Source organism: Streptomyces sp. NPDC056169 (assembly GCF_042268445.1).
GTDB lineage: Bacteria > Actinomycetota > Actinomycetes > Streptomycetales > Streptomycetaceae > Streptomyces.
On sequence record NZ_JBHJUO010000023.1, the window covers coordinates 36151 to 56656 of the forward strand.

The 20506-nt window shown below is 72.3% G+C and carries 17 protein-coding genes; 16 read left to right on the plus strand and 1 reads right to left on the minus strand.

Translation table 11 applies throughout. The annotated features are described in order from the left end of the window. The first annotated feature begins 2 nt into the window (after positions 1 to 2). The 12 genes from ACFC0G_RS32535 (at position 3) to ACFC0G_RS32590 (ending at position 15030) form a co-directional block, all read left to right on the plus strand. Complete coding sequence (locus ACFC0G_RS32535) at positions 3 to 1289, plus strand: dihydroorotase (protein WP_376410316.1); 1287 nt, start codon at positions 3 to 5, stop codon at positions 1287 to 1289. Next, positions 1286 to 1858, plus strand: coding sequence for a hypothetical protein (locus ACFC0G_RS32540; protein ID WP_376410319.1), 573 nt, complete (start codon positions 1286 to 1288; stop codon positions 1856 to 1858). Before ACFC0G_RS32535 ends, ACFC0G_RS32540 begins: the two co-directional genes overlap by 4 nt. Next, positions 1855 to 3003, plus strand: a complete 1149-nt coding sequence (gene carA / locus ACFC0G_RS32545) for a glutamine-hydrolyzing carbamoyl-phosphate synthase small subunit (RefSeq protein ID WP_376410322.1) — start codon at positions 1855 to 1857, stop codon at positions 3001 to 3003. Before ACFC0G_RS32540 ends, carA begins: the two co-directional genes overlap by 4 nt. Then, positions 2996 to 6304 (plus strand): carbamoyl-phosphate synthase large subunit, encoded by a 3309-nt coding sequence (gene carB / locus ACFC0G_RS32550; protein ID WP_376410325.1) that lies wholly within the window; start codon positions 2996 to 2998, stop codon positions 6302 to 6304. The genes carA and carB overlap by 8 nt, the downstream gene beginning before the upstream one ends. Before the next feature lie 78 nt (positions 6305 to 6382). Continuing rightward, positions 6383 to 7498, plus strand: a complete 1116-nt coding sequence (locus ACFC0G_RS32555; protein WP_376410328.1) for a quinone-dependent dihydroorotate dehydrogenase — start codon at positions 6383 to 6385, stop codon at positions 7496 to 7498. Beyond that, a complete protein-coding gene (gene pyrF, locus ACFC0G_RS32560; RefSeq protein WP_376410330.1) occupies positions 7495 to 8331 on the plus strand; it encodes an orotidine-5'-phosphate decarboxylase in 837 nt (278 codons plus the stop codon). The genes ACFC0G_RS32555 and pyrF overlap by 4 nt, the downstream gene beginning before the upstream one ends. Positions 8332 to 8673: 342 nt before the next feature. Beyond that, positions 8674 to 8997, plus strand: coding sequence for an integration host factor (locus ACFC0G_RS32565; protein ID WP_376410334.1), 324 nt, complete (start codon positions 8674 to 8676; stop codon positions 8995 to 8997). Positions 8998 to 9046: 49 nt separating this feature from the next. After that, complete coding sequence (gene gmk / locus ACFC0G_RS32570) at positions 9047 to 9634, plus strand: guanylate kinase (RefSeq protein WP_376410337.1); 588 nt, start codon at positions 9047 to 9049, stop codon at positions 9632 to 9634. A 67-nt stretch (positions 9635 to 9701) separates the two neighbouring features. Further along, positions 9702 to 9974 carry a DNA-directed RNA polymerase subunit omega gene (rpoZ, locus tag ACFC0G_RS32575; protein WP_017242218.1) on the plus strand — a complete coding sequence of 91 codons (273 nt, stop codon included), beginning with the start codon at positions 9702 to 9704 and terminating at the stop codon, positions 9972 to 9974. Positions 9975 to 10076: 102 nt separating this feature from the next. Next, positions 10077 to 11300: a bifunctional phosphopantothenoylcysteine decarboxylase/phosphopantothenate--cysteine ligase CoaBC gene (gene coaBC, locus ACFC0G_RS32580; RefSeq protein ID WP_376410561.1), complete on the plus strand. Its 1224-nt coding sequence runs from the start codon at positions 10077 to 10079 to the stop codon at positions 11298 to 11300. Between the two features lie 298 nt (positions 11301 to 11598). Continuing rightward, the gene (gene metK, locus ACFC0G_RS32585; RefSeq protein ID WP_150272137.1) at positions 11599 to 12807 is read left to right on the plus strand and encodes a methionine adenosyltransferase; all 1209 of its coding nucleotides are present in this window, start codon (positions 11599 to 11601) and stop codon (positions 12805 to 12807) included. 93 nt (positions 12808 to 12900) lie between these two features. Next, entirely contained in the window at positions 12901 to 15030 is a 2130-nt protein-coding gene (locus ACFC0G_RS32590; protein ID WP_376410342.1) for a primosomal protein N', read from the plus strand. A gap of 158 nt (positions 15031 to 15188) precedes the next feature. On the opposite strand, the gene ACFC0G_RS32595 is transcribed toward ACFC0G_RS32590, so the two are convergent. Continuing rightward, positions 15189 to 15707 (minus strand): hypothetical protein, encoded by a 519-nt coding sequence (locus ACFC0G_RS32595; RefSeq protein ID WP_376410345.1) that lies wholly within the window; start codon positions 15705 to 15707, stop codon positions 15189 to 15191. Between the two features lie 226 nt (positions 15708 to 15933). Here ACFC0G_RS32595 and fmt point away from each other — a divergent pair, with 226 nt between their 5' ends. The 4 genes from fmt (at position 15934) to ACFC0G_RS32615 (ending at position 20421) form a co-directional block, all read left to right on the plus strand. Continuing rightward, positions 15934 to 16866, plus strand: a complete 933-nt coding sequence (fmt, locus tag ACFC0G_RS32600) for a methionyl-tRNA formyltransferase (protein WP_376410347.1) — start codon at positions 15934 to 15936, stop codon at positions 16864 to 16866. A 103-nt stretch (positions 16867 to 16969) separates the two neighbouring features. Continuing rightward, entirely contained in the window at positions 16970 to 18382 is a 1413-nt protein-coding gene (locus ACFC0G_RS32605) for an RsmB/NOP family class I SAM-dependent RNA methyltransferase (protein WP_376410350.1), read from the plus strand. Positions 18383 to 18552: 170 nt separating this feature from the next. Then, positions 18553 to 19236, plus strand: coding sequence for a ribulose-phosphate 3-epimerase (gene rpe / locus ACFC0G_RS32610; RefSeq protein ID WP_024760842.1), 684 nt, complete (start codon positions 18553 to 18555; stop codon positions 19234 to 19236). A gap of 135 nt (positions 19237 to 19371) precedes the next feature. Then, positions 19372 to 20421, plus strand: coding sequence for a sugar-binding transcriptional regulator (locus ACFC0G_RS32615; protein ID WP_376410564.1), 1050 nt, complete (start codon positions 19372 to 19374; stop codon positions 20419 to 20421). Positions 20422 to 20506: the final 85 nt, after the last annotated feature.

A 20506-nucleotide genomic window follows, 5' to 3' on the forward strand; every position in this document is an offset into this window, starting at 1 on the left:
CCATGAGCAAGATCCTTATCCGCGGTGCGCAGGTGCTGGGCGGCGAGGTCCTGGACGTCCTGATCGACGGCGAGACCATCGTCGAGGTCGGCACCGGCCTGTCCGCCGACGGCGCGACGGTCATCGAGGCCGCGGGCCAGATCCTCCTCCCCGGCCTCGTCGACCTCCACACCCACCTGCGCGAGCCCGGCCGCGAGGACTCCGAGACCGTCCTCACCGGCACCCGCGCCGCCGCCTCCGGCGGCTACACGGCCGTCTTCGCCATGGCCAACACCCACCCGGTCGCCGACACCGCCGGCGTCGTCGAGCAGGTCTACCGGCTCGGCAAGGAGTCCGGCTACTGCGACGTGCAGCCCATCGGCGCCGTCACCGTCGGCCTGGAGGGCAAGAAGCTCGCCGAGCTCGGCGCCATGCACGACTCCGCCGCCGGCGTCACCGTCTTCTCCGACGACGGCAAGTGCGTCGACGACGCCGTGATCATGCGCCGCGCCCTGGAGTACGTGAAGGCCTTCGACGGCGTCGTCGCCCAGCACGCCCAGGAGCCCCGCCTCACCGAGGGCGCCCAGATGAACGAGGGCATCGTCTCCGCCGAGCTCGGCCTCGGCGGCTGGCCGGCCGTCGCCGAGGAGTCGATCATCGCGCGCGACGTCCTCCTCGCCGAGCACGTCGGCTCCCGCGTCCACATCTGCCACCTCTCCACCGCCGGCTCCGTCGAGATCGTCCGCTGGGCCAAGTCCCGCGGCATCGACGTCACCGCCGAGGTCACCCCGCACCACCTCCTCCTCACGGACGAGCTGGTCCGCTCGTACAACCCCGTCTACAAGGTCAACCCGCCGCTGCGCACCGAGAAGGACGTCCTGGCGCTGCGCGAGGCGCTGGCCGACGGCACGATCGACATCGTCGCCACCGACCACGCCCCGCACCCGCACGAGGACAAGGACTGCGAGTGGGCGGCCGCCGCCATGGGCATGGTCGGCCTGGAGACGGCCCTCTCCGTCGTCCAGCAGACGATGGTCGAGACCGGCCTCCTCGACTGGGCCGGCGTCGCCGACCGGATGTCCTTCGCCCCGGCCCGCATCGGACGGGCCAAGGGCCACGGACGACCCGTCTCGGCTGGTGAGCCCGCGAACCTGACGCTGGTCGATCCGGCTTACCGTGGTGTCGTGGACCCCGCGGACTTCGCCTCCCGCAGCCGCAACACCCCCTACGAGGGCCGTGAGCTGCCGGGACGCGTCACCCACACCTTCCTGCGGGGCCGGGCAACGGTCGTGGACGGGAAGCTGGCGTGACACCACTCATCGCAATCGCCGCACAGGCAGCGGAACCGAAGTCGGCGGAGGTGACCGACTGGGCCGGACGGATCGGCTGGGTCGCCGGACTGCTGCTCTTCATCACCCTCGTCTACTGGCTGATGCGCCAGGGGTGGAAGTGGCGCGGCAGCCTCCAGTCGGACCTGCCCGAGCTGCCCGCCGCGCCGGAGGCTCCCGGTGAGGCGAAACTGACTCTCAGCGGGCGCTACCACGGGTCCACGACCGCCGGGCAGTGGCTCGACCGGATCGTCGCCCACGGCCTCGGCACCCGCAGCCGCGTCGAGCTCACGCTCACCGACGCCGGAATCGCGGTCGTACGCCCCGGGGCGAACGACTACTTCATCCCGACGGACGCCCTGCGCGAGGCCCGCCTCGACAAGGGCATCGCCGGCAAGGTCCTCGCCGAGGGCGGCCTGCTGATCGTCACCTGGGCCCACGGCGAGAAGCTGCTCGACTCCGGCTTCCGCTCCGACCGGGCGGCCGAGCACACCGCCTGGGTCGAGGCCATCAACTCCATGATCAACACGACGGAAGGCATCGCACGATGACGACCTCCACCCGGGGAACCAGCAAGGTTCCCGCCGTACTCGTCCTGGAGGACGGCCGCATCTTCCGCGGCCGCGCCTACGGGGCCGTGGGGGAGACCTTCGGCGAGGCCGTGTTCTCCACCGGCATGACCGGCTACCAGGAGACCCTCACCGACCCGTCGTACCACCGCCAGGTCGTCGTCATGACGGCCCCGCACGTCGGCAACACCGGCGTCAACGACGAGGACCCCGAGTCCGGCCGCATCTGGGTCTCCGGCTACGTCGTCCGCGACCCCGCCCGCGTCTCCTCCAACTGGCGCGCCCGGCGCTCGCTGGACGAGGAGCTGGAGCGCCAGGGCGTCGTCGGCATCTCCGGCATCGACACCCGCGCCCTCACCCGCCACCTGCGCGAGCGCGGCGCCATGCGCGTCGGCATCTTCTCCGGCGAGGCCTGGAACGGCGTCCGCGACGAGGCCCTCCTCGCGAAGGTCCAGGAGCAGCCCCAGATGAAGGGCGCGAACCTCTCCGCCGAGGTCGCCACCAAGGAGACGTACGTCGTCCCCGCGATCGGTACGAAGAAGTTCACCGTCGCCGCCGTCGACCTCGGCATCAAGGGCATGACCCCGCACCGGATGGCCGAGCGCGGCATCGAGGTCCACGTGCTGCCGGCCACGGCCACCGCCGAGGACATCTACGCGGTGAACCCGGACGGCGTCTTCTTCTCCAACGGCCCGGGCGACCCGGCCACCGCCGACGGCCCCGTCGCCGTCATGCAGGCGGTCCTGGAGCGCAAGACCCCGCTCTTCGGCATCTGCTTCGGCAACCAGATCCTCGGGCGCGCCCTCGGCTTCGGCACCTACAAGCTGAAGTACGGCCACCGCGGCATCAACCAGCCGGTCCAGGACCGCACCACGGGCAAGGTCGAGATCACCGCGCACAACCACGGCTTCGCCGTCGACGCGCCCCTCGACAAGGTCTCCGACACCCCCTTCGGGCGTGCCGAGGTCTCCCACGTGTGCCTGAACGACCAGGTCGTCGAAGGCCTCCAGCTGCTCGACCAGCCGGCCTTCTCCGTCCAGTACCACCCCGAGGCGGCCGCGGGCCCGCACGACGCCGCGTACCTCTTCGACCGTTTCGTATCCCTGATGGAGGCCGAGCGTGCCTAAGCGCACCGATATCCAGTCCGTCCTGGTCATCGGCTCCGGCCCGATCGTCATCGGACAGGCCGCCGAGTTCGACTACTCCGGTACCCAGGCCTGCCGCATCCTCAAGGCCGAGGGCCTGCGGGTGATCCTGGTCAACTCCAACCCGGCCACGATCATGACCGACCCGGAGATCGCCGACGCGACCTACGTCGAGCCGATCACCCCCGAGTTCGTCGAGAAGATCATCGCCAAGGAGCGCCCCGACGCCCTCCTGCCCACCCTCGGCGGTCAGACCGCGCTCAACACCGCGATCTCCATGCACGAGCAGGGCGTCCTGGAGAAGTACGGCGTCGAGCTCATCGGCGCCAACGTCGAGGCCATCAACAAGGGCGAGGACCGCGACCTCTTCAAGGGCGTCGTCGAGGCCGTCAAGGCCAAGATCGGGTACGGCGAGTCCGCCCGCTCGGTCATCTGCCACTCGATGGACGACGTCATCGCGGGCGTCGACACGCTCGGCGGCTACCCCGTCGTCGTCCGCCCCTCCTTCACCATGGGCGGCGCCGGCTCCGGCTTCGCCCACGACGAGGACGAGCTGCGCCGCATCGCCGGCCAGGGCCTCACGCTCTCCCCGACCACCGAGGTGCTCCTGGAGGAGTCCATCCTCGGCTGGAAGGAGTACGAGCTGGAGCTGATGCGCGACAAGAACGACAACGTCGTGGTCGTCTGCTCCATCGAGAACTTCGACCCGATGGGCGTCCACACCGGTGACTCGATCACCGTCGCCCCGGCGATGACGCTCACCGACCGCGAGTACCAGCGGCTGCGCGACATCGGCATCGCGATCATCCGCGAGGTCGGCGTCGACACCGGCGGCTGCAACATCCAGTTCGCGATCGACCCGGTCGACGGCCGGATCATCGTCATCGAGATGAACCCGCGCGTCTCCCGCTCCTCGGCGCTCGCCTCCAAGGCCACCGGCTTCCCGATCGCCAAGATCGCGGCCCGGCTCGCCGTCGGCTACACGCTGGACGAGATCCCGAACGACATCACGGAGAAGACCCCGGCGTCCTTCGAGCCCTCGCTCGACTACGTCGTCGTCAAGGCCCCGCGCTTCGCCTTCGAGAAGTTCCCCCAGGCCGACTCCACCCTCACCACGACCATGAAGTCGGTCGGCGAGGCCATGGCGATCGGCCGCAACTTCACCGAGGCCCTCCAGAAGGCCCTGCGCTCCCTGGAGAAGAAGGGCTCGCAGTTCACCTTCGTCGGCGAGCCCGGCGACAAGGCCCTCCTCCTGGAGGAGTCGGTCCGCCCGACCGACGGCCGCATCAACACCGTCATGCAGGCGATCCGCGCCGGCGCCACCCCGGAGGAGGTCTTCGACGCCACGAAGATCGACCCGTGGTTCGTCGACCAGCTCTTCCTGATCAAGGAGATCGCCGACGAGCTGGCCGCCGCCGAGAAGCTCCACCCGGAGATCCTCGCCGAGGCCAAGCGCCACGGCTTCTCCGACGCCCAGATCGCCGAGATCCGCGGCCTGCGCGAGGACGTCGTCCGCGAGGTCCGCCACGCCCTCGGCGTCCGCCCGGTCTACAAGACGGTCGACACCTGCGCCGCCGAGTTCGCCGCCAAGACCCCGTACTTCTACTCCTCGTACGACGAGGAGAGCGAGGTCGCGCCGCGCACCAAGCCCGCGGTGATCATCCTGGGCTCCGGCCCGAACCGCATCGGCCAGGGCATCGAGTTCGACTACTCATGCGTCCACGCCTCCTTCGCGCTCAGCGACGCCGGCTACGAGACCGTGATGGTCAACTGCAACCCGGAGACCGTCTCGACGGACTACGACACCTCCGACCGCCTGTACTTCGAGCCGCTGACGCTGGAAGACGTGCTGGAGATCGTCCACGCCGAGACCCTCGCCGGCCCCGTCGCCGGTGTCGTCGTCCAGCTCGGCGGCCAGACCCCGCTGGGCCTGTCGCAGGCGCTCAAGGACAACGGCGTCCCGGTCGTCGGCACCCCGCCGGAGGCCATCCACGCCGCCGAGGACCGCGGCGCCTTCGGCCGGGTCCTCGCCGAGGCCGGCCTCCCCGCCCCCAAGCACGGCACCGCGACCACCTTCGCCGGCGCCAAGGCCATCGCCGACGAGATCGGCTACCCCGTCCTCGTACGCCCGTCGTACGTGCTCGGCGGCCGCGGCATGGAGATCGTCTACGACGAGACCCGCCTGGAGTCGTACATCGCCGAGTCCACCGAGATCAGCCCCACCCGGCCGGTCCTGGTCGACCGCTTCCTCGACGACGCCATCGAGATCGACGTCGACGCCCTCTACGACGGCGAGGAGCTCTACCTCGGCGGCGTCATGGAGCACATCGAGGAGGCCGGCATCCACTCCGGCGACTCGGCGTGCGCCCTGCCCCCGATCACCCTCGGCGGCTTCGACATCAAGCGCCTGCGCATCTCCACCGAGGCGATCGCCAAGGGCGTCGGCGTCCGCGGACTGATCAACATCCAGTTCGCCATGGCCGGTGACATCCTGTACGTGCTGGAGGCCAACCCCCGCGCCTCCCGGACCGTCCCCTTCACCTCGAAGGCGACCGCCGTCCCGCTCGCGAAGGCCGCCGCCCGCATCTCGCTCGGCGCCACCATCGCCGAGCTGCGCGCCGAGGGCCTGCTGCCGAAGAACGGCGACGGCGGCACCCTGCCGATCGACGCGCCGATCTCCGTCAAGGAGGCCGTCATGCCGTGGTCGCGCTTCCGCGACATCCACGGCCGCGGCGTCGACACCGTCCTCGGCCCGGAGATGCGCTCCACCGGCGAGGTCATGGGCATCGACGCGGTCTTCGGCACGGCGTACGCCAAGTCGCAGGCCGGCGCCTACGGCCCGCTGCCCACCAAGGGCCGCGCGTTCATCTCCGTCGCCAACCGCGACAAGCGCTCGATGATCTTCCCGGCGCGCGAGCTCGTCGCCCACGGCTTCGAGCTGCTCGCCACCTCCGGCACCGCCGAGGTCCTCAAGCGCAACGGCATCAACGCCACCGTCGTGCGCAAGCTCAGCGAGGGCGAGGGCCCGAACGGCGAGAAGACCATCGTCCAGCTGATCCACGACGGCCAGGTCGACCTGATCGTCAACACGCCGTACGGCACCGGCGGCCGCCTCGACGGCTACGAGATCCGTACGGCAGCGGTGGCGCGCAGCGTCCCGTGCCTCACCACGGTCCAGGCGCTCGCCGCGGCCGTCCAGGGCATCGACGCGCTCAACCGCGGCGACGTCGGCGTCCGCTCGCTCCAGGAACACGCGGAGCATCTGACCGCGGCCCGCGACTAGCAGCCCGTACGAAGCAGGGGGGACACCGGAGACACCGCGGTGTCCCCCTCTTCATGAGCACACCTGGACCGGATTCACATGTACAAGTTCTTCTTCGACCTCGTCTTCAAGCGCATGGACCCCGAGAAGGCCCACTACCTGGCCTTCCGCTGGATCCGTACGGCCGCGCGCGTCCCCGTCCTCCGGACCTTCGTCGCCGCCGTCCTCGCGCCCCGCTACAAGGAGCTGCGCACCGAGGCCCTCGGCCTGCGGATGCACGGCCCCTTCGGTCTCGCCGCCGGCTTCGACAAGAACGCCGTCGCCATCGACGGCATGGCGATGCTCGGCTTCGACCACGTCGAGATCGGCACGGTCACCGGCGAGGCCCAGCCCGGCAACCCCAAGAAGCGCCTCTTCCGGCTGGTCCCGGACCGCGCCCTGATCAACCGCATGGGCTTCAACAACGAGGGCTCCGCCGCCGTCGCCGACCGCCTCCACGCGCGCGTGCCGGTCTTCAGGACCGTCGTCGGCGTCAACATCGGCAAGACCAAGGTCGTCCCGGAGGCCGAGGCCGCCGCCGACTACGTGAAGTCCACCGAGCGCCTCGCCGCGCACGCCGACTACCTGGTCGTGAACGTCTCCTCGCCGAACACCCCCGGGCTGCGCAACCTCCAGGCCACCGAGTCCCTCCGCCCGCTCCTCACGGCGGTACGGGAAGCGGCCGACCGCGCGGTCACGGACCGCCGCGTCCCCCTCCTCGTCAAGATCGCCCCCGACCTCGCCGACGAGGACGTCGACGCGGTCGCCGACCTCGCCCTGGAGCTCGGCCTCGACGGCATCATCGCCACCAACACCACCATCGCGCGCGAGGGCCTCGGCCTGACGTCCGACCCCGCGCTGGTCAAGGAGACCGGCGGCCTGTCCGGGGCGCCCGTCAAGGAGCGCTCCCTCGCGGTCCTCAGGCGCCTCCACGCGCGCGTGGGGGACCGGATCGTCCTCGTGGGCGTCGGCGGCATCGAGAACGCCGAGGACGCCTGGCAGCGCATCCTCGCCGGCGCCACCCTGATCCAGGGCTACAGCGCCTTCATCTACGAGGGCCCGTTCTACGCCCGCGCGATCCACAAGGGCCTCGCCGCGCGCCTCGCAGCCTCTCCGTACGCCACCCTCGCCGAGGCCGTCGGCGCCGGCTCCGACTCCCGAAAGGCCGCCAAGTGACCCTCTCGTTCGGTACCCGTCTGCGCTCCGCCATGGACGAGCGCGGCCCACTCTGCGTCGGCATCGACCCGCACGCCGCCCTGCTCGACTCCTGGGGCCTGACCGACGACATCACCGGTCTGGAGCGCTTCACCTTCACGGTCGTCGAGGCGCTCGCCGGCACCGTCGCCGTCTTCAAGCCGCAGGCCGCCTTCTTCGAGCGCTTCGGCTCGCGCGGCATCGCCGTCCTGGAGCGCGCCGTCGCCGACGTGCGCGCCGCGGGCGGCCTGGTCGTCATGGACGCCAAGCGCGGCGACATCGGCTCCACGATGGCCGCGTACGCCGAGGCCTTCCTGCGCAAGGACTCCCCGCTCTTCTCCGACGCGCTGACGGTCTCCCCGTACCTCGGCTACGGCTCGCTGAAGCCGGCCGTCGACCTGGCCCGGGAGTCCGGCGCCGGTCTGTTCGTCCTGGCGCTCACCTCGAACCCGGAGGGTGCGGAGGTCCAGCGGGCCGTGCGCGAGGACGGCCGCACGGTCGGCGCGACCATGCTGGCGCACCTCGCCGAGGAGAACGCGGGGGAGACCCCCATGGGCTCCTTCGGCGCGGTCGTCGGCGCCACGCTCGGCGACCTGTCCACCTTCGACCTGGACATCAACGGTCCGCTCCTGGCCCCCGGCATCGGCGCCCAGGGCGCGACCCCGGCGGACCTCCCCGCGGTCTTCGGCGCCGCGGTCCGCAACGTCGTCCCGAACGTCAGTCGGGGTGTTCTCCGTCACGGTCCCGACGTGTCCGCCCTGCGGTCCTCGGCGGACCGGTACGCGGACGAGATCCGCGCGGCCGTCGGCGCGTAAGCGCGTTCTCGGCGGGCTCGCGGTCAATCCGCAGGTCGGAGCGGATCGGCCCGGTGAATCGGTCGCGGATCGGCCCGGTGAGAGGAACCGTCTCACCGGCCGTCTCGCTACTTGACGAAAACTTGGCTCAAAACCGGGTCGTTATGCCGGAAAAGTCCTGGTCGGTCGATGCTGACCAGGACTTTTCCGCTGTTCTCGCTGACTGGAGCGGCCTCGGCCGCTAGTCTCCGGGGCAGAGCAGGCGTTCAACGGCCACTCCGTTGCACGTTGCTCCACTGGTGTGGGGCGCTGGGTTCCTCACCGGTCCGTATCCGTTAGATCGACATCCGAGGTGACGTAGGCGTGGCTCTTCCGCCCCTTACCCCTGAACAGCGCTCAGCCGCGCTCGAAAAGGCCGCCGCGGCTCGCCGGGAGCGGGCCGAGGTCAAGAATCGACTCAAGCACTCCGGCGCCTCGCTCCACGAGGTCATCAAGACCGGGCAGGAGAACGACGTCATCGGCAAGATGAAGGTCTCCGCTCTGCTCGAGTCGCTGCCCGGCGTCGGCAAGGTCCGCGCCAAGCAGATCATGGAGCGCCTCGGCATCTCCGAGAGCCGCCGTGTCCGTGGTCTCGGCTCCAACCAGATCGCCTCCCTGGAGCGCGAGTTCGGCAGCACCGGAGCCTGATCCGGGACGCGCGTCCCGGGCACACCGGTAAAGCTGGAATAATCGCTGCATGGCAGCAGAGGTACGTCCGCGGCTGACCGTGCTCTCCGGCCCCTCAGGGGTCGGCAAGAGCACGGTCGTCGCTCATATGCGCAAGGTCCACCCCGAGGTCTGGCTCTCGGTGTCGGCCACGACACGAAAGCCCCGCCCCGGCGAGAAGCACGGCGTCCACTATTTCTTCGTCACGGACGACGAGTTCGACAAGCTGATCGCCAATGGTGAACTCCTCGAATGGGCCGAGTTCGCGGGCAACCGCTACGGCACCCCGCGTGGCGCGGTCCTCGACCGCCTCGACTCCGGGGAGCCCGTCCTCCTGGAGATCGACCTCCAGGGCGCCCGTCAGGTCAAGGACTCGATGCCCGAGTCCCAGCTGGTCTTCCTGGCCCCGCCGAGCTGGGAGGAGCTGGTCCGCCGGCTCACCGGCCGCGGCACCGAGTCGCCCGAGGTCATCGAGCGCCGACTGGCCGCCGCGAAGATCGAGCTGGCCGCCGAATCGGAGTTCGACACCACGCTCGTCAACACCTCAGTCGAGGACGTCGCCCGCGAGCTGCTAACGTTGATGCTGCTGTCTTCCGGGGACCCGGACATCAGCGGCTGATTGCCGCAGGGATCCCGCACTCCACAGCATTCGTCTGATCTTTTTTCCATTCTTCGGAAGGTAGAGCGTGTCCTCTTCCATGACTGCGCCCGAGGGCATCATCAACCCGCCGATCGACGAGCTGCTCGAGGCAACCGACTCGAAGTACAGCCTCGTGATCTACGCGGCCAAGCGCGCGCGTCAGATCAACGCGTACTACTCCCAGCTCGGCGAGGGCCTGCTGGAGTACGTGGGTCCGCTCGTCGACACCCACGTCCACGAGAAGCCGCTCTCGATCGCCCTGCGGGAGATCAACGCGGGTCTGCTGACCTCCGAGGCCATCGAGGGCCCGGCTCAGTAAGCACGTAACGCTTGTCACCGAAGGCCCGGCGGAACAACCGCCGGGCCTTTGGTGTCTCATGGAGTCGTACGCATCCGAGTGCGGGGAGTGGCAGTGGCAGTGGTGACGAAGCCGAAGGTCGTTCTGGGGGTCAGCGGCGGCATCGCCGCCTACAAGGCGTGCGAGCTGCTGCGCCGGCTCACCGAGTCGGGCCACGACGTACGGGTCGTGCCCACCGACTCCGCCCTCCACTTCGTCGGCGCGGCGACCTGGTCCGCGCTCTCCGGGCACCCCGTCTCCACCGAGGTGTGGGAGTCGGTCCACGAGGTGCCGCACGTACGGATCGGCCAGGGCGCCGACCTCGTCGTCGTCGCCCCCGCCACCGCCGACATGCTCGCCAAGGCCGCCCACGGCCTCGCCGACGACCTCCTCACCAACACGCTGCTCACCGCGCGCTGTCCCGTCGTCTTCGCCCCCGCCATGCACACCGAGATGTGGGAGCACCCGGCGACCCAGGAGAATGTGGCCACCCTGCGCCGCCGCGGCGCCGTCGTCATCGAGCCCGCCGTCGGCCGGCTCACCGGCGTCGACACCGGCAAGGGCCGGCTGCCGGACCCCGCCGAGATCTTCGAGGTCTGCCGGAGGATCCTGGCGCGCGGCGCCGCCGCCCCCGATCTCGCCGGACGCCACGTCGTGGTCAGCGCGGGCGGCACGCGGGAGCCGCTCGACCCCGTCCGCTACCTGGGCAACCGCTCCTCCGGCAAGCAGGGGTACGCCCTCGCCAAGGCCGCCGCCGCACGCGGGGCCCGGGTCACGCTCGTCGAGGCCAATACCGGCATCCCCGACCCCGCCGGGGTCGACGTGGTCCACGTCGGCACCGCCCTCCAGCTCCGCGAGGCCGTCCTCAAGGCGGCGGGCGACGCCGACGCCGTGGTGATGGCCGCCGCTGTGGCCGATTTCCGGCCGGCCGTCTACGCCTCCGGGAAGATCAAGAAGAAGGACGACGGGGGAGCGCCGACCGTCGAACTCGTCCGCAACCCCGACATCCTCGCCGAGCTCTCCGCCGACCGCGCCCTGCCGGGGCAGGTCGTCGTCGGCTTCGCCGCCGAGACCGACGACGTCCTCGCCAACGGGCGCGAGAAGCTCCGCCGCAAGGGCTGCGACCTGCTCGTCGTCAACGAGGTGGGGGAGCGCAAGACCTTCGGCTCCGAGGAGAACGAGGCCGTCGTGCTCGCGGCGGACGGCGCCGAGACCCCCGTGCCGTACGGGCCGAAGGAAGCGCTCGCCGAGACGGTCTGGGACCTGGTCCTGCCGCTCCTGCGCCCCGCTCCGCGCCCCGCGACCTGACGGACCCACGCCCGGCCCCGGACGCACGCGATCTTGGCGCGATGTCACCCTGCGGAGGCGTTCCGCAGGGTGGGAAACGCCGACGCGCGAGTGATTCCCGAGTGATTTACGCCCCACGGGAAGAGGCGCCTCCGCCGGGCAGGAGGCCGGTTCCGGTCACGCCCGACCATTCACCAGGCGAGACACCTGGTCCATTGCCCGACCGCGACCGATAGACTGTTCGTGGAACGTCGCGGGGCGCAGCCCCCTGCCGGTCCGTCACGAGTAGCCAGCAGCCGCTGCAACCCCAGGGAGCGTTGTGTCCCGTCGTCTGTTCACCTCGGAGTCCGTCACCGAGGGTCACCCCGACAAGATCGCTGACCAGATCAGCGACACCATCCTCGACGCACTGCTGCGAGAGGACCCCACCTCGCGCGTCGCGGTCGAGACGCTGATCACCACCGGCCTGGTGCACGTCGCCGGCGAGGTGACCACGAAGGCCTGGGCGGACATCCCCACCCTCGTCCGGAACAAGATCCTCGAGATCGGGTACGACTCCTCGAAGAAGGGCTTCGACGGCGCCTCCTGCGGCGTGTCGGTGTCCATCGGGTCGCAGTCCCCGGACATCGCGCAGGGTGTCGACACCGCGTACGAGAAGCGGGTCGAGGGCGACGAGGACGAGCTCGACAAGCAGGGTGCCGGCGACCAGGGCCTGATGTTCGGCTACGCCTCGGACGAGACCCCCGAGCTGATGCCGCTGCCGATCCACATCGCGCACCGCCTCTCGCGCCGCCTCACCGAGGTCCGCAAGAACGGGACCATCCCGTACCTGCGCCCCGACGGCAAGACCCAGGTCACCATCGAGTACGACGGCGACAAGGCCGTCCGCCTCGACACGGTCGTGGTCTCCTCGCAGCACGCCTCGGACATCGACCTGGAGTCGCTGCTCGCCCCCGACATCCGCGAGTTCGTCGTCGAGCACGTGCTCGCGCAGCTCGTCGAGGACGGCATCAAGCTCGACACCGACGGCTACCGCCTGCTGGTCAACCCGACCGGGCGCTTCGAGATCGGCGGCCCGATGGGCGACGCCGGCCTCACCGGCCGCAAGATCATCATCGACACGTACGGCGGCATGGCCCGCCACGGCGGCGGTGCCTTCTCCGGCAAGGACCCGTCGAAGGTCGACCGCTCGGCCGCCTACGCCATGCGCTGGGTCGCGAAGAACGTCGTCGCCGCCGGTCTCGCCTCGCGCTGCGAGGTCCAGGTCGCGTACGCGATCGGCAAGGCCGAGCCCGTCGGTCTCTTCGTCGAGACCTTCGGCACGAACACCGTCGACACCGAGAAGATCGAGAACGCCATCGGCGAGGTCTTCGACCTCCGCCCGGCCGCGATCATCCGCGACCTCGACCTGCTCCGCCCGATCTACTCGCAGACCGCCGCCTACGGCCACTTCGGCCGCGAGCTGCCGGACTTCACCTGGGAGCGCACCGACCGCGTGGACGCCCTGAAGAAGGCCGCGGGGCTGTAATTCCCGGCTGTACCTGACGGAAGCCCGGTACCCCTTGGGGGTGCCGGGCTTCCGTCTGCCCGACTGTCGGTGCCGTCTGGTAGGTATGGGGCTGTGAGCAGCGAGAAGGAGAATTCCGGCGGGCCCGAGCAGCTCGCGCTCATTCGGGAGACCGTGCGGAAGGCGAACGTACCGAAGGCCAAGCCGCGGACCTGGCGAGGGGCCGCGCTGGCCAAGGAGCTGCCCGTCGCCCGGGTCATCGTGAACAAGGGGTCGCTCCACCTCGACCAGTTCTTCGACTACGCGGTCCCCGAGGAGCTGGACGACGTCGCCCGGCCCGGCGTGCGCGTCCGCGTGCGGTTCGGGGCGGGCGCCCACCAGGTGAGGAACGGGCGCCGCGAGGGCGGACGGCTGATCGACGGCTTCCTCGTCGAGCGGCGGGCCACCTCCGACTACTCCGGCCCCCTCGCCGCCCTCGCCGACGTCGTCTCGCCCGAGCCGGTGCTCGGCCCCGAGCTGCTCGGCCTCGCCCGGGCCGTCGCCGACCGCTACGCGGGCAGCCTCGCCGACGTGCTCCAGCTCGCCGTGCCGCCGCGCAGCGCCCGTGCCGAGGGCCGGACCTCCCCGGAACCCCTGCCGCCGCCGCAGGCCCCCGAGCCGGGGAGCTGGACCCGGTACGAGCAGGGGCCCGCCTTCCTCGACTCCCTCGCGCGCGGCGGCGCGCCCCGGGCCGTGTGGAACGCGCTCCCGGGACCGCACTGGGCCGAGGAGATCGCCCGGGCCGTCGCCGCGACCCTGGCCTCCGGCCGGGGTGCCCTCGTCGTCGTACCCGACGGCCGGGCGGCCGGGCGGGTCGACGCGGCGCTGACCGAGGTCCTGGGGCCGGGGCGGCACGCGCTGCTCACCGCCGACGCGGGCCCCGAGAAGCGGTACGGGCAGTGGCTCGCCGTCCGGCGCGGCTCCGTGCGGGCCGTCGTCGGCACCCGGGCCGCGATGTTCGCCCCCGTACGGGACCTCGGGCTCGCCGTCATCTGGGACGACGGCGACGGCAGCCACAGCGAGCCGCACGCCCCACAGCCCCACGCGCGCGAGGTGCTGCTGCTGCGCGCAGCCCACGACCGGTGCGCCTTCCTCCTCGGCAGCACGAGCTGCACCGTCGAGGCCGCCCAGCTGGTGGAGTCCGGCTGGGCCAAGGCCCTCGTCGCCGGACGCGAGCAGGTCCGCAGGGCCGCCCCCCTGATCCGGACCGTGGGCGACGGCGAGCTGGCCCGCGACGAGGCCGCGCGCGCCGCGCGGCTGCCCTCGCTGGCCTGGCAGGCCGTACGGGAAGGGCTGAAGACCGGGCCGGTGCTCGTCCAGGTGCCCCGGCGCGGATACGTACCGAGGCTGGCCTGCGAGCGCTGCCGGACGCCCGCCCGCTGCCGCCACTGCGCAGGGCCCCTGGAGGCCCCCGAGCAGCAGGAGCTGCGCTGCGGCTGGTGCGGACTCGGCGCGCCCGACTGGCACTGCGTGGAGTGCGGCTCGAACCGGCTGCGGGCCCAGGTGGTCGGCGCGCGGCGCACGGCGGAGGAGCTCGGCCGGGCGTTTCCCGCGGTGCCGGTACGGACCTCGGGACGCGACCACATCCTGGACACCGTGCCCGGGCGCCCCGCGCTCGTCGTCTCGACCCCCGGCGCCGAACCCGTCGCCGAGGGCGGCTACGCGGCCGCGCTCCTGCTCGACGGCTGGGCCATGCTCGGCCGGCCGGACCTGCGCGCGGGCGAGGAGGCGCTGCGCCGCTGGATCGACGCGGCCTCCCTCGTACGGGGCCAGGCCGAGGGCGGCACGGTGGTCGTGGTCGCCGAGCCGACGCTCCGGCCGGTCCAGGCGCTCGTCCGCTGGGACCCGGTCGGGCACGCCCAGCGGGAGCTGGCCGAGCGGGCCGAGCTGGGCTTCCCGCCGGTCTCCCGCATGGCGGCGGTGTCCGGTCCCGCGGAGGCGGTCGAGGGGTTCCTGGCGGCGGCCGGGCTGCCCGGCGACGCGGAGGTCCTCGGTCCGGTGCCGCTGCCGGTGGTCCGCCCCGGCGGGCCGCGCCGCCCCGGCGATCCGCCCCCGGGCGAGCAGTGGGAGCGGGCCCTGGTCCGCGTACCGCCGGGCAGCGGGGCGGCCCTGGCGGCGTCCCTCAAGCAGGCCAGGGCGACCGGGCTCGCGCGCGGCGGAGGCGAACCGGTGCGGATCCGCGTGGACCCGCCGGACATCGGCTGACGGCAGACGTACGGCCGGCGGCCGATGGCAGGCGTACGCGTGAGCAGTCGACGGCGGGCTTACGCGCCGGCAGCCGTTGGCAGGCCTGCGCGCTGCCGGCCGACACGCGAGACGGCCGCCGGTCCCCGGAGGGGCGGCGGCCGTCGGCGCGGGTCGGGTCAGCCGTTGCGCGGGCCGGGGAAGGCCGACGGGCGCGGCTCCTCGCGGAGGGTGGCACTGCCCGAGGTGGGCTGCGGCGGCATCGAGCGGGCGGCGGGCACCGAGGGAAGCGTGCGGGTCACCCCCGGCTCCGTGGTGTGGTCCTGCTCCACGGCGACGCCCGGCTGGGGCGCGCGCCGGGCACCGTAGCGGCGGTGGACGGCCTGCTTGGTGACGCCGAGCGCGGAACCCACCGCGTCCCACGAGAAGCCGAGCGAGCGGTCGAAGTCGACCGCCGCGGTCACCAGGGTCTCGACGCTGTCCCGCAGTTCCTGGGCGAGGCGTACGGTCGGGGCGGGCGCGCGCCCGTAGACGACGAAGCCCGTCGACGGGCCGGAGCGGCGGGGGCGGTAGACATTGCCCAGCTGGGCCGTGAGCGTGCGCAGTGCGTCCACCTGCCGCCGGACCCGCTCGATGTCCCGCACCAACAGGTGCAGACTCGCCCGGGCTTGGGCGTCGTGGGCTGCGTGGTCGGCCATGTGAAAGCCTCTCGAACCGGCGTGTAAAGGGAGCGGGTCGCAGGGGGGAACGGCGACCCGATTCGGTCAATCTCTCTTGACCAACGCGCCACCGGGAGTTGGGTCACGCTGCGGGGGCGTACACGCATATGCGCGGGGCGCTCGTCCGTACGTACGCCCCCCGGCGACACGACCTAGACTGGTGCGTCGCTCGCAACACCCCCGGACAGACAGGCAGCCGCCACCCATGAAGCTCGTCTTCGCAGGCACCCCCGAGGTCGCCGTACCCGCCCTGGACGCCCTGCTCGCCTCCGGCCGGCACGAGGTGGCCGCCGTGGTCACCCGGCCGGACGCTCCGGCGGGGCGCGGCCGGCGGCTCGTCTCCAGTCCGGTGGCCCAGCGGGCCGAGGAGGCCGGGATCGAGGTCCTCAAGCCGGCCAGGCCCCGCGACGAGGACTTCCTGGCCCGGCTCCGGGAGATCGCCCCGGACTGCTGCCCGGTCGTCGCGTACGGCGCGCTGCTTCCCAAGGTCGCCCTCGACATCCCCACGCGGGGCTGGGTCAACCTGCACTTCTCGCTGCTGCCCTCGTGGCGCGGCGCGGCGCCCGTGCAGCACTCCCTGATGGCGGGCGACCAGGTGACGGGCGCGTCCACCTTCCTCATCGAGGAGGGCCTCGACTCCGGCCCGGTCTACGGCGTCGTCACCGAGGACATCCGCCCGACCGACACCAGCGGCGACCTGCTGACCCGGCTCGCCTTCGCGGGTGCCGGACTGCTCGCCGCGACCATGGACGGCATCGAGGACGGCGCCCTCCAGGCCGTCCCGCAGCCCGTCGAGGGCATCACCCTCGCCCCGAAGATCCAGGTCGAGGACGCGCACGTGGACTTCGCGGCCCCCGCCCTGCGGGTCGACCGCGTGGTCCGCGGCTGCACCCCGGCCCCCGGTGCCTGGACCGTCTTCCGCGGCGAGCGCCTCAAGCTGATTCAGGTCACCCCCCTCCCGGACCGCACCGACCTGGCCCCCGGCGAGCTCGTGGTCGGCAAGAACAACGTGTACGCGGGCACCGGCTCGTACGGCGTCGAGCTCCTCTGGGTCCAGCCGCAGGGCAAGAAGCCGATGAAGGCCGCCGACTGGGCCCGCGGCGTCCGCATCGCCCCCGGCGAGCGGCTGGGCGCGTAGCGCGGGGGTGTCCGGGGCGCGGCGGCGCCCCGGACACGAGCGGGGGCGCGGCGGACGTAGTCTTGGAGGGTTCGACCTCTTCATTTCGTCACGCGGAGCACTTTTGAGCGAGCAGGCAAGTCGCCGTCCCCACAAGCCCTACCGGAGGCCCCAGAAGGACCCCGTCCGGATGCTCGCCTTCGAGGCGCTGAGGGCGGTGGACGAGCGCGACGCCTACGCGAACCTGGTGCTCCCGCCGCTGCTCAAGAAGGCCCGCGAGAAGGACGACTTCGACGGGCGCGACGCGGCCCTCGCGACCGAACTCGTCTACGGGACGCTGCGGCGCCAGGGCACGTACGACGCGATCATCTCCGCCTGCATCGACCGGCCGCTGCGCGAGGTCGACCCGCCGGTGCTCGACGTGCTCGCGCTCGGCGCGCACCAGCTGCTCGGGACCCGGATCCCCACGCACGCCGCCGTCTCCGCCAGCGTCGAGCTGGCCCGGGTGGTCCTCGGCGACGGTCGGGCCAAGTTCGTGAACGCCGTGCTGCGGAAGATCTCGCAGCAGGACCTCGACGCCTGGGTGGCGCAGGTCGCCCCGCCGTACGACCAGGACGCCGAGGACCACCTCGCCGTCGTCCACTCGCACCCCCGCTGGGTCGTCTCGGCGCTCTGGGACGCCCTCGGCGGCGGCCGCGCCGGCATCGAGGACCTCCTGGAGGCCGACAACGAGCGTCCCGAGGTCACCCTCGTCGCCCGCCCCGGCCGCTCCACCACCGAGGAGCTCGCCGCGGCCACCGAGACGCTGCCGGGCCGCTGGTCCCCGTACGCCCTCCGGATGGCCGAGGGCGGCGAGCCCGGCGCCATCGAGGCGGTCAAGGACGGCAGGGCGGGCGTCCAGGACGAGGGCAGCCAGCTCGTCGCCCTCGCCCTCGCCAACGCACCGCTCGAAGGCTCCGACGCCCGCTGGCTCGACGGCTGCGCGGGCCCCGGCGGCAAGGCCGCCCTGCTCGCCGCCGTCGCCTCCGAGCGCGGCGCCGCGCTGCTCGCCTCCGAGAAGCAGCCGCACCGCGCCCGCCTCGTCGAGCGCGCCCTCGCGGGCAACCCCGGCCCCTACCAGGTCATCGCCGCCGACGGCACCCGTCCGCCGTGGCGCCCCGGCTCCTTCGACCGGGTCCTGATGGACGTGCCCTGCTCGGGTCTCGGCGCCCTGCGCCGCCGCCCCGAGGCCCGCTGGCGCCGGCGCCCCGAGGACCTGGACGGCTTCGCGCCGCTCCAGCGCGGGCTGCTCACGGAGGCGCTGCGGGCCGTGCGCGTCGGCGGGATCGTCGGGTACGCGACCTGCTCGCCGCACCTGGCCGAGACCCGCGTGGTCGTCGACGACGTCCTGAAGAAGGTCGGCGGCGCCGAGCTGATCGACGCCCGTCCGCTGCTGCCCGGCGTGCCGGCGCTCGGCGACGGCCCGGACATCCAGCTGTGGCCGCATCTGCACGGTACGGACGCCATGTACCTGGCGCTGCTGCGCCGCACGGCCTGACGGCGGGGCGCCCCGGGGTGTCCCGGGGCGCCCGCCCCTTCGATCACCTGACCGCATTCTCCCGGTCCGTCCCGGTCCAGGACTCGTCGCTTCGTACCGAAATTGGTCTGGACCGGATCCGAAACCGCTGAGCGGCAAAGAAGTACCCAAGAACGTGGGAGGCTTGGCACATGGCGCAGATCAACCCCAGCATCCTGTCCGCGGACTTCGCCCGGCTCGCCGAGGAGGCGAAGGCCGTCGAGGGCGCCGACTGGCTGCACGTCGACGTGATGGACAACCACTTCGTGCCCAACCTGACGCTGGGGGTGCCGATCGTCGAGTCGCTCGCCCGGGCCACGGGGACGCCCCTCGACTGCCACCTCATGATCGAGGACCCCGACCGCTGGGCGCCCCAGTACGTGGAGGCGGGCGCCGGGTCGGTGACCTTCCACGTGGAGGCCGCGGCCGCTCCCGTGCGGCTCGCGCGGGAGATCCGGGCCAAGGGTGCGCGGGCCTCGATGGCGCTCAAGCCGGCCACGCCGATCGAGCCGTACGAGGACCTGCTCCCCGAGCTCGACATGCTGCTGATCATGACGGTCGAGCCGGGCTTCGGCGGCCAGGCCTTCCTCGACATCATGCTGCCCAAGATCCGCCGCACCCGCGAGCTGATCTCCAAGCACGGTCTGGAGCTGTGGCTCCAGGTCGACGGCGGGGTCGCCGAGTCCACCATCGAGCGGTGCGCCGAGGCCGGCGCCGACGTGTTCGTCGCGGGCTCGGCGGTCTACGGCGCGGCCGACCCGGCGGCCGCCGTCGCCTCGCTGCGGGCCCGCGCCGAGGCCACGACGGCCTCCGCCGCGTGGGCGTGTGGCCACTGAGCCTCCGCCGGATGAACGCGGTCCGTCGGGCCGCCGACAGGACTGATCAAGGCCCGCCGGATCTGACAGGATGAACGGCGAGTCCAGAGTGTGAACGACAGCCGTATGCGAACAGCCGTATGCGAACAGCGGTACGTGAACAGCAGTGAGGAGATCGCGGTGGCCGGTATGTCGGCGGGACGGTCAGCCCTGCGGATGGGCCCCGCGGAGCTGGTGCAGGCGGCGGCCATGGCCCGCCGCTTCTACCTCGAGGGCAAGTCCAAGATCCAGATCGCCGAGGAGTTCGGCGTGAGCCGCTTCAAGGTGGCGCGGGTCCTGGAGACCGCCCTGGAGCGCGACCTCGTGCGCATCGAGATCCGCGTGCCGGCCGAGCTGGACGCCGAGCGCTCCGACGCGCTCCGCGCCCGCTACGGGCTCCGCCACGCCGTCGTCGTCGAATCCCCCGCGGAGGGCGAGGACGAGTCGCCCGACCCGGAGAACCTCGGCGAGGTCGCGGCCGACCTGCTCGGCGAGCTGGTCACCGAGGGAGACGTCCTGGGCCTCGCCTGGGGCCGCTCCACCATCCACATGGCGGCGGCGCTCGACCGGCTGCCGCCCTGTACGGTCGTGCAGCTCACCGGCGTGTACGACGCCGGGACCGCCGAGCGCGGCTCGGTCGAGGCGGTACGGCGTGCCGCCCAGGTCTCCGGCGGCGAGGCGCACCCGATCTACGCGCCCATGCTGCTGCCCGACCCGGCGACCGCGGCGGCGCTGCGCAGCCAGACCGGCATCGCGCGGGCCTTCGAGTACTTCGACAAGGTGACGGTCGCCTGCGTGTCCATCGGCTCCTGGGAGCCGGGCATCTCGACCGTGCACGACATGCTCTCCGACGCGGAGCGCGCCCACTACGCCTCGCTGGGCGTCGCCGCCGAGATGTCCGCGCACCTCTTCGACGCCGAGGGCCGCCGCGTCGGCCGCGACCTGGGCGAGCGGTGCATCACCGTCGAGGCGGACCGCCTGCGGCGCATCCCTGAGGTCGTGGCGATCGCCGGCGGGCAGCGCAAGGCGGCGGCCATCGGGGCGGTCCTCCGCTCCGGGCTCGTCACCAGCCTGGTGACGGACCGCGCCGCGGCCGACTACCTGCTGACCGAGTCCAGCCCCGGCACGCACCCGGCGCTCGACCGGGCGGACCCCGACGGCAGCTAGGGCCTGTCCGGCGGGTCATGGCCGGGGCCGCTGATCCGCCGGACAGGCCCTGTCCGACACCCCGCGATCCCAGGGGCCGGAGCCA

What these genes read in the sequence shown, in the direction of transcription:
- ACFC0G_RS32535 (WP_376410316.1), top strand. Translation starts at nt 3, where the DNA reads ATGAGCAAGATCCTTATCCGCGGTGCGCAGGTGCTGGGCGGCGAGGTC.
- carA (WP_376410322.1), top strand. Translation starts at nt 1,855, where the DNA reads ATGACGACCTCCACCCGGGGAACCAGCAAGGTTCCCGCCGTACTCGTC.
- ACFC0G_RS32555 (WP_376410328.1), top strand. Translation starts at nt 6,383, where the DNA reads ATGTACAAGTTCTTCTTCGACCTCGTCTTCAAGCGCATGGACCCCGAG.
- gmk (WP_376410337.1), top strand. Translation starts at nt 9,047, where the DNA reads ATGGCAGCAGAGGTACGTCCGCGGCTGACCGTGCTCTCCGGCCCCTCA.
- ACFC0G_RS32595 (WP_376410345.1), bottom strand. Translation starts at nt 15,707, where the DNA reads ATGGCCGACCACGCAGCCCACGACGCCCAAGCCCGGGCGAGTCTGCAC.
- fmt (WP_376410347.1), top strand. Translation starts at nt 15,934, where the DNA reads ATGAAGCTCGTCTTCGCAGGCACCCCCGAGGTCGCCGTACCCGCCCTG.
- rpe (WP_024760842.1), top strand. Translation starts at nt 18,553, where the DNA reads ATGGCGCAGATCAACCCCAGCATCCTGTCCGCGGACTTCGCCCGGCTC.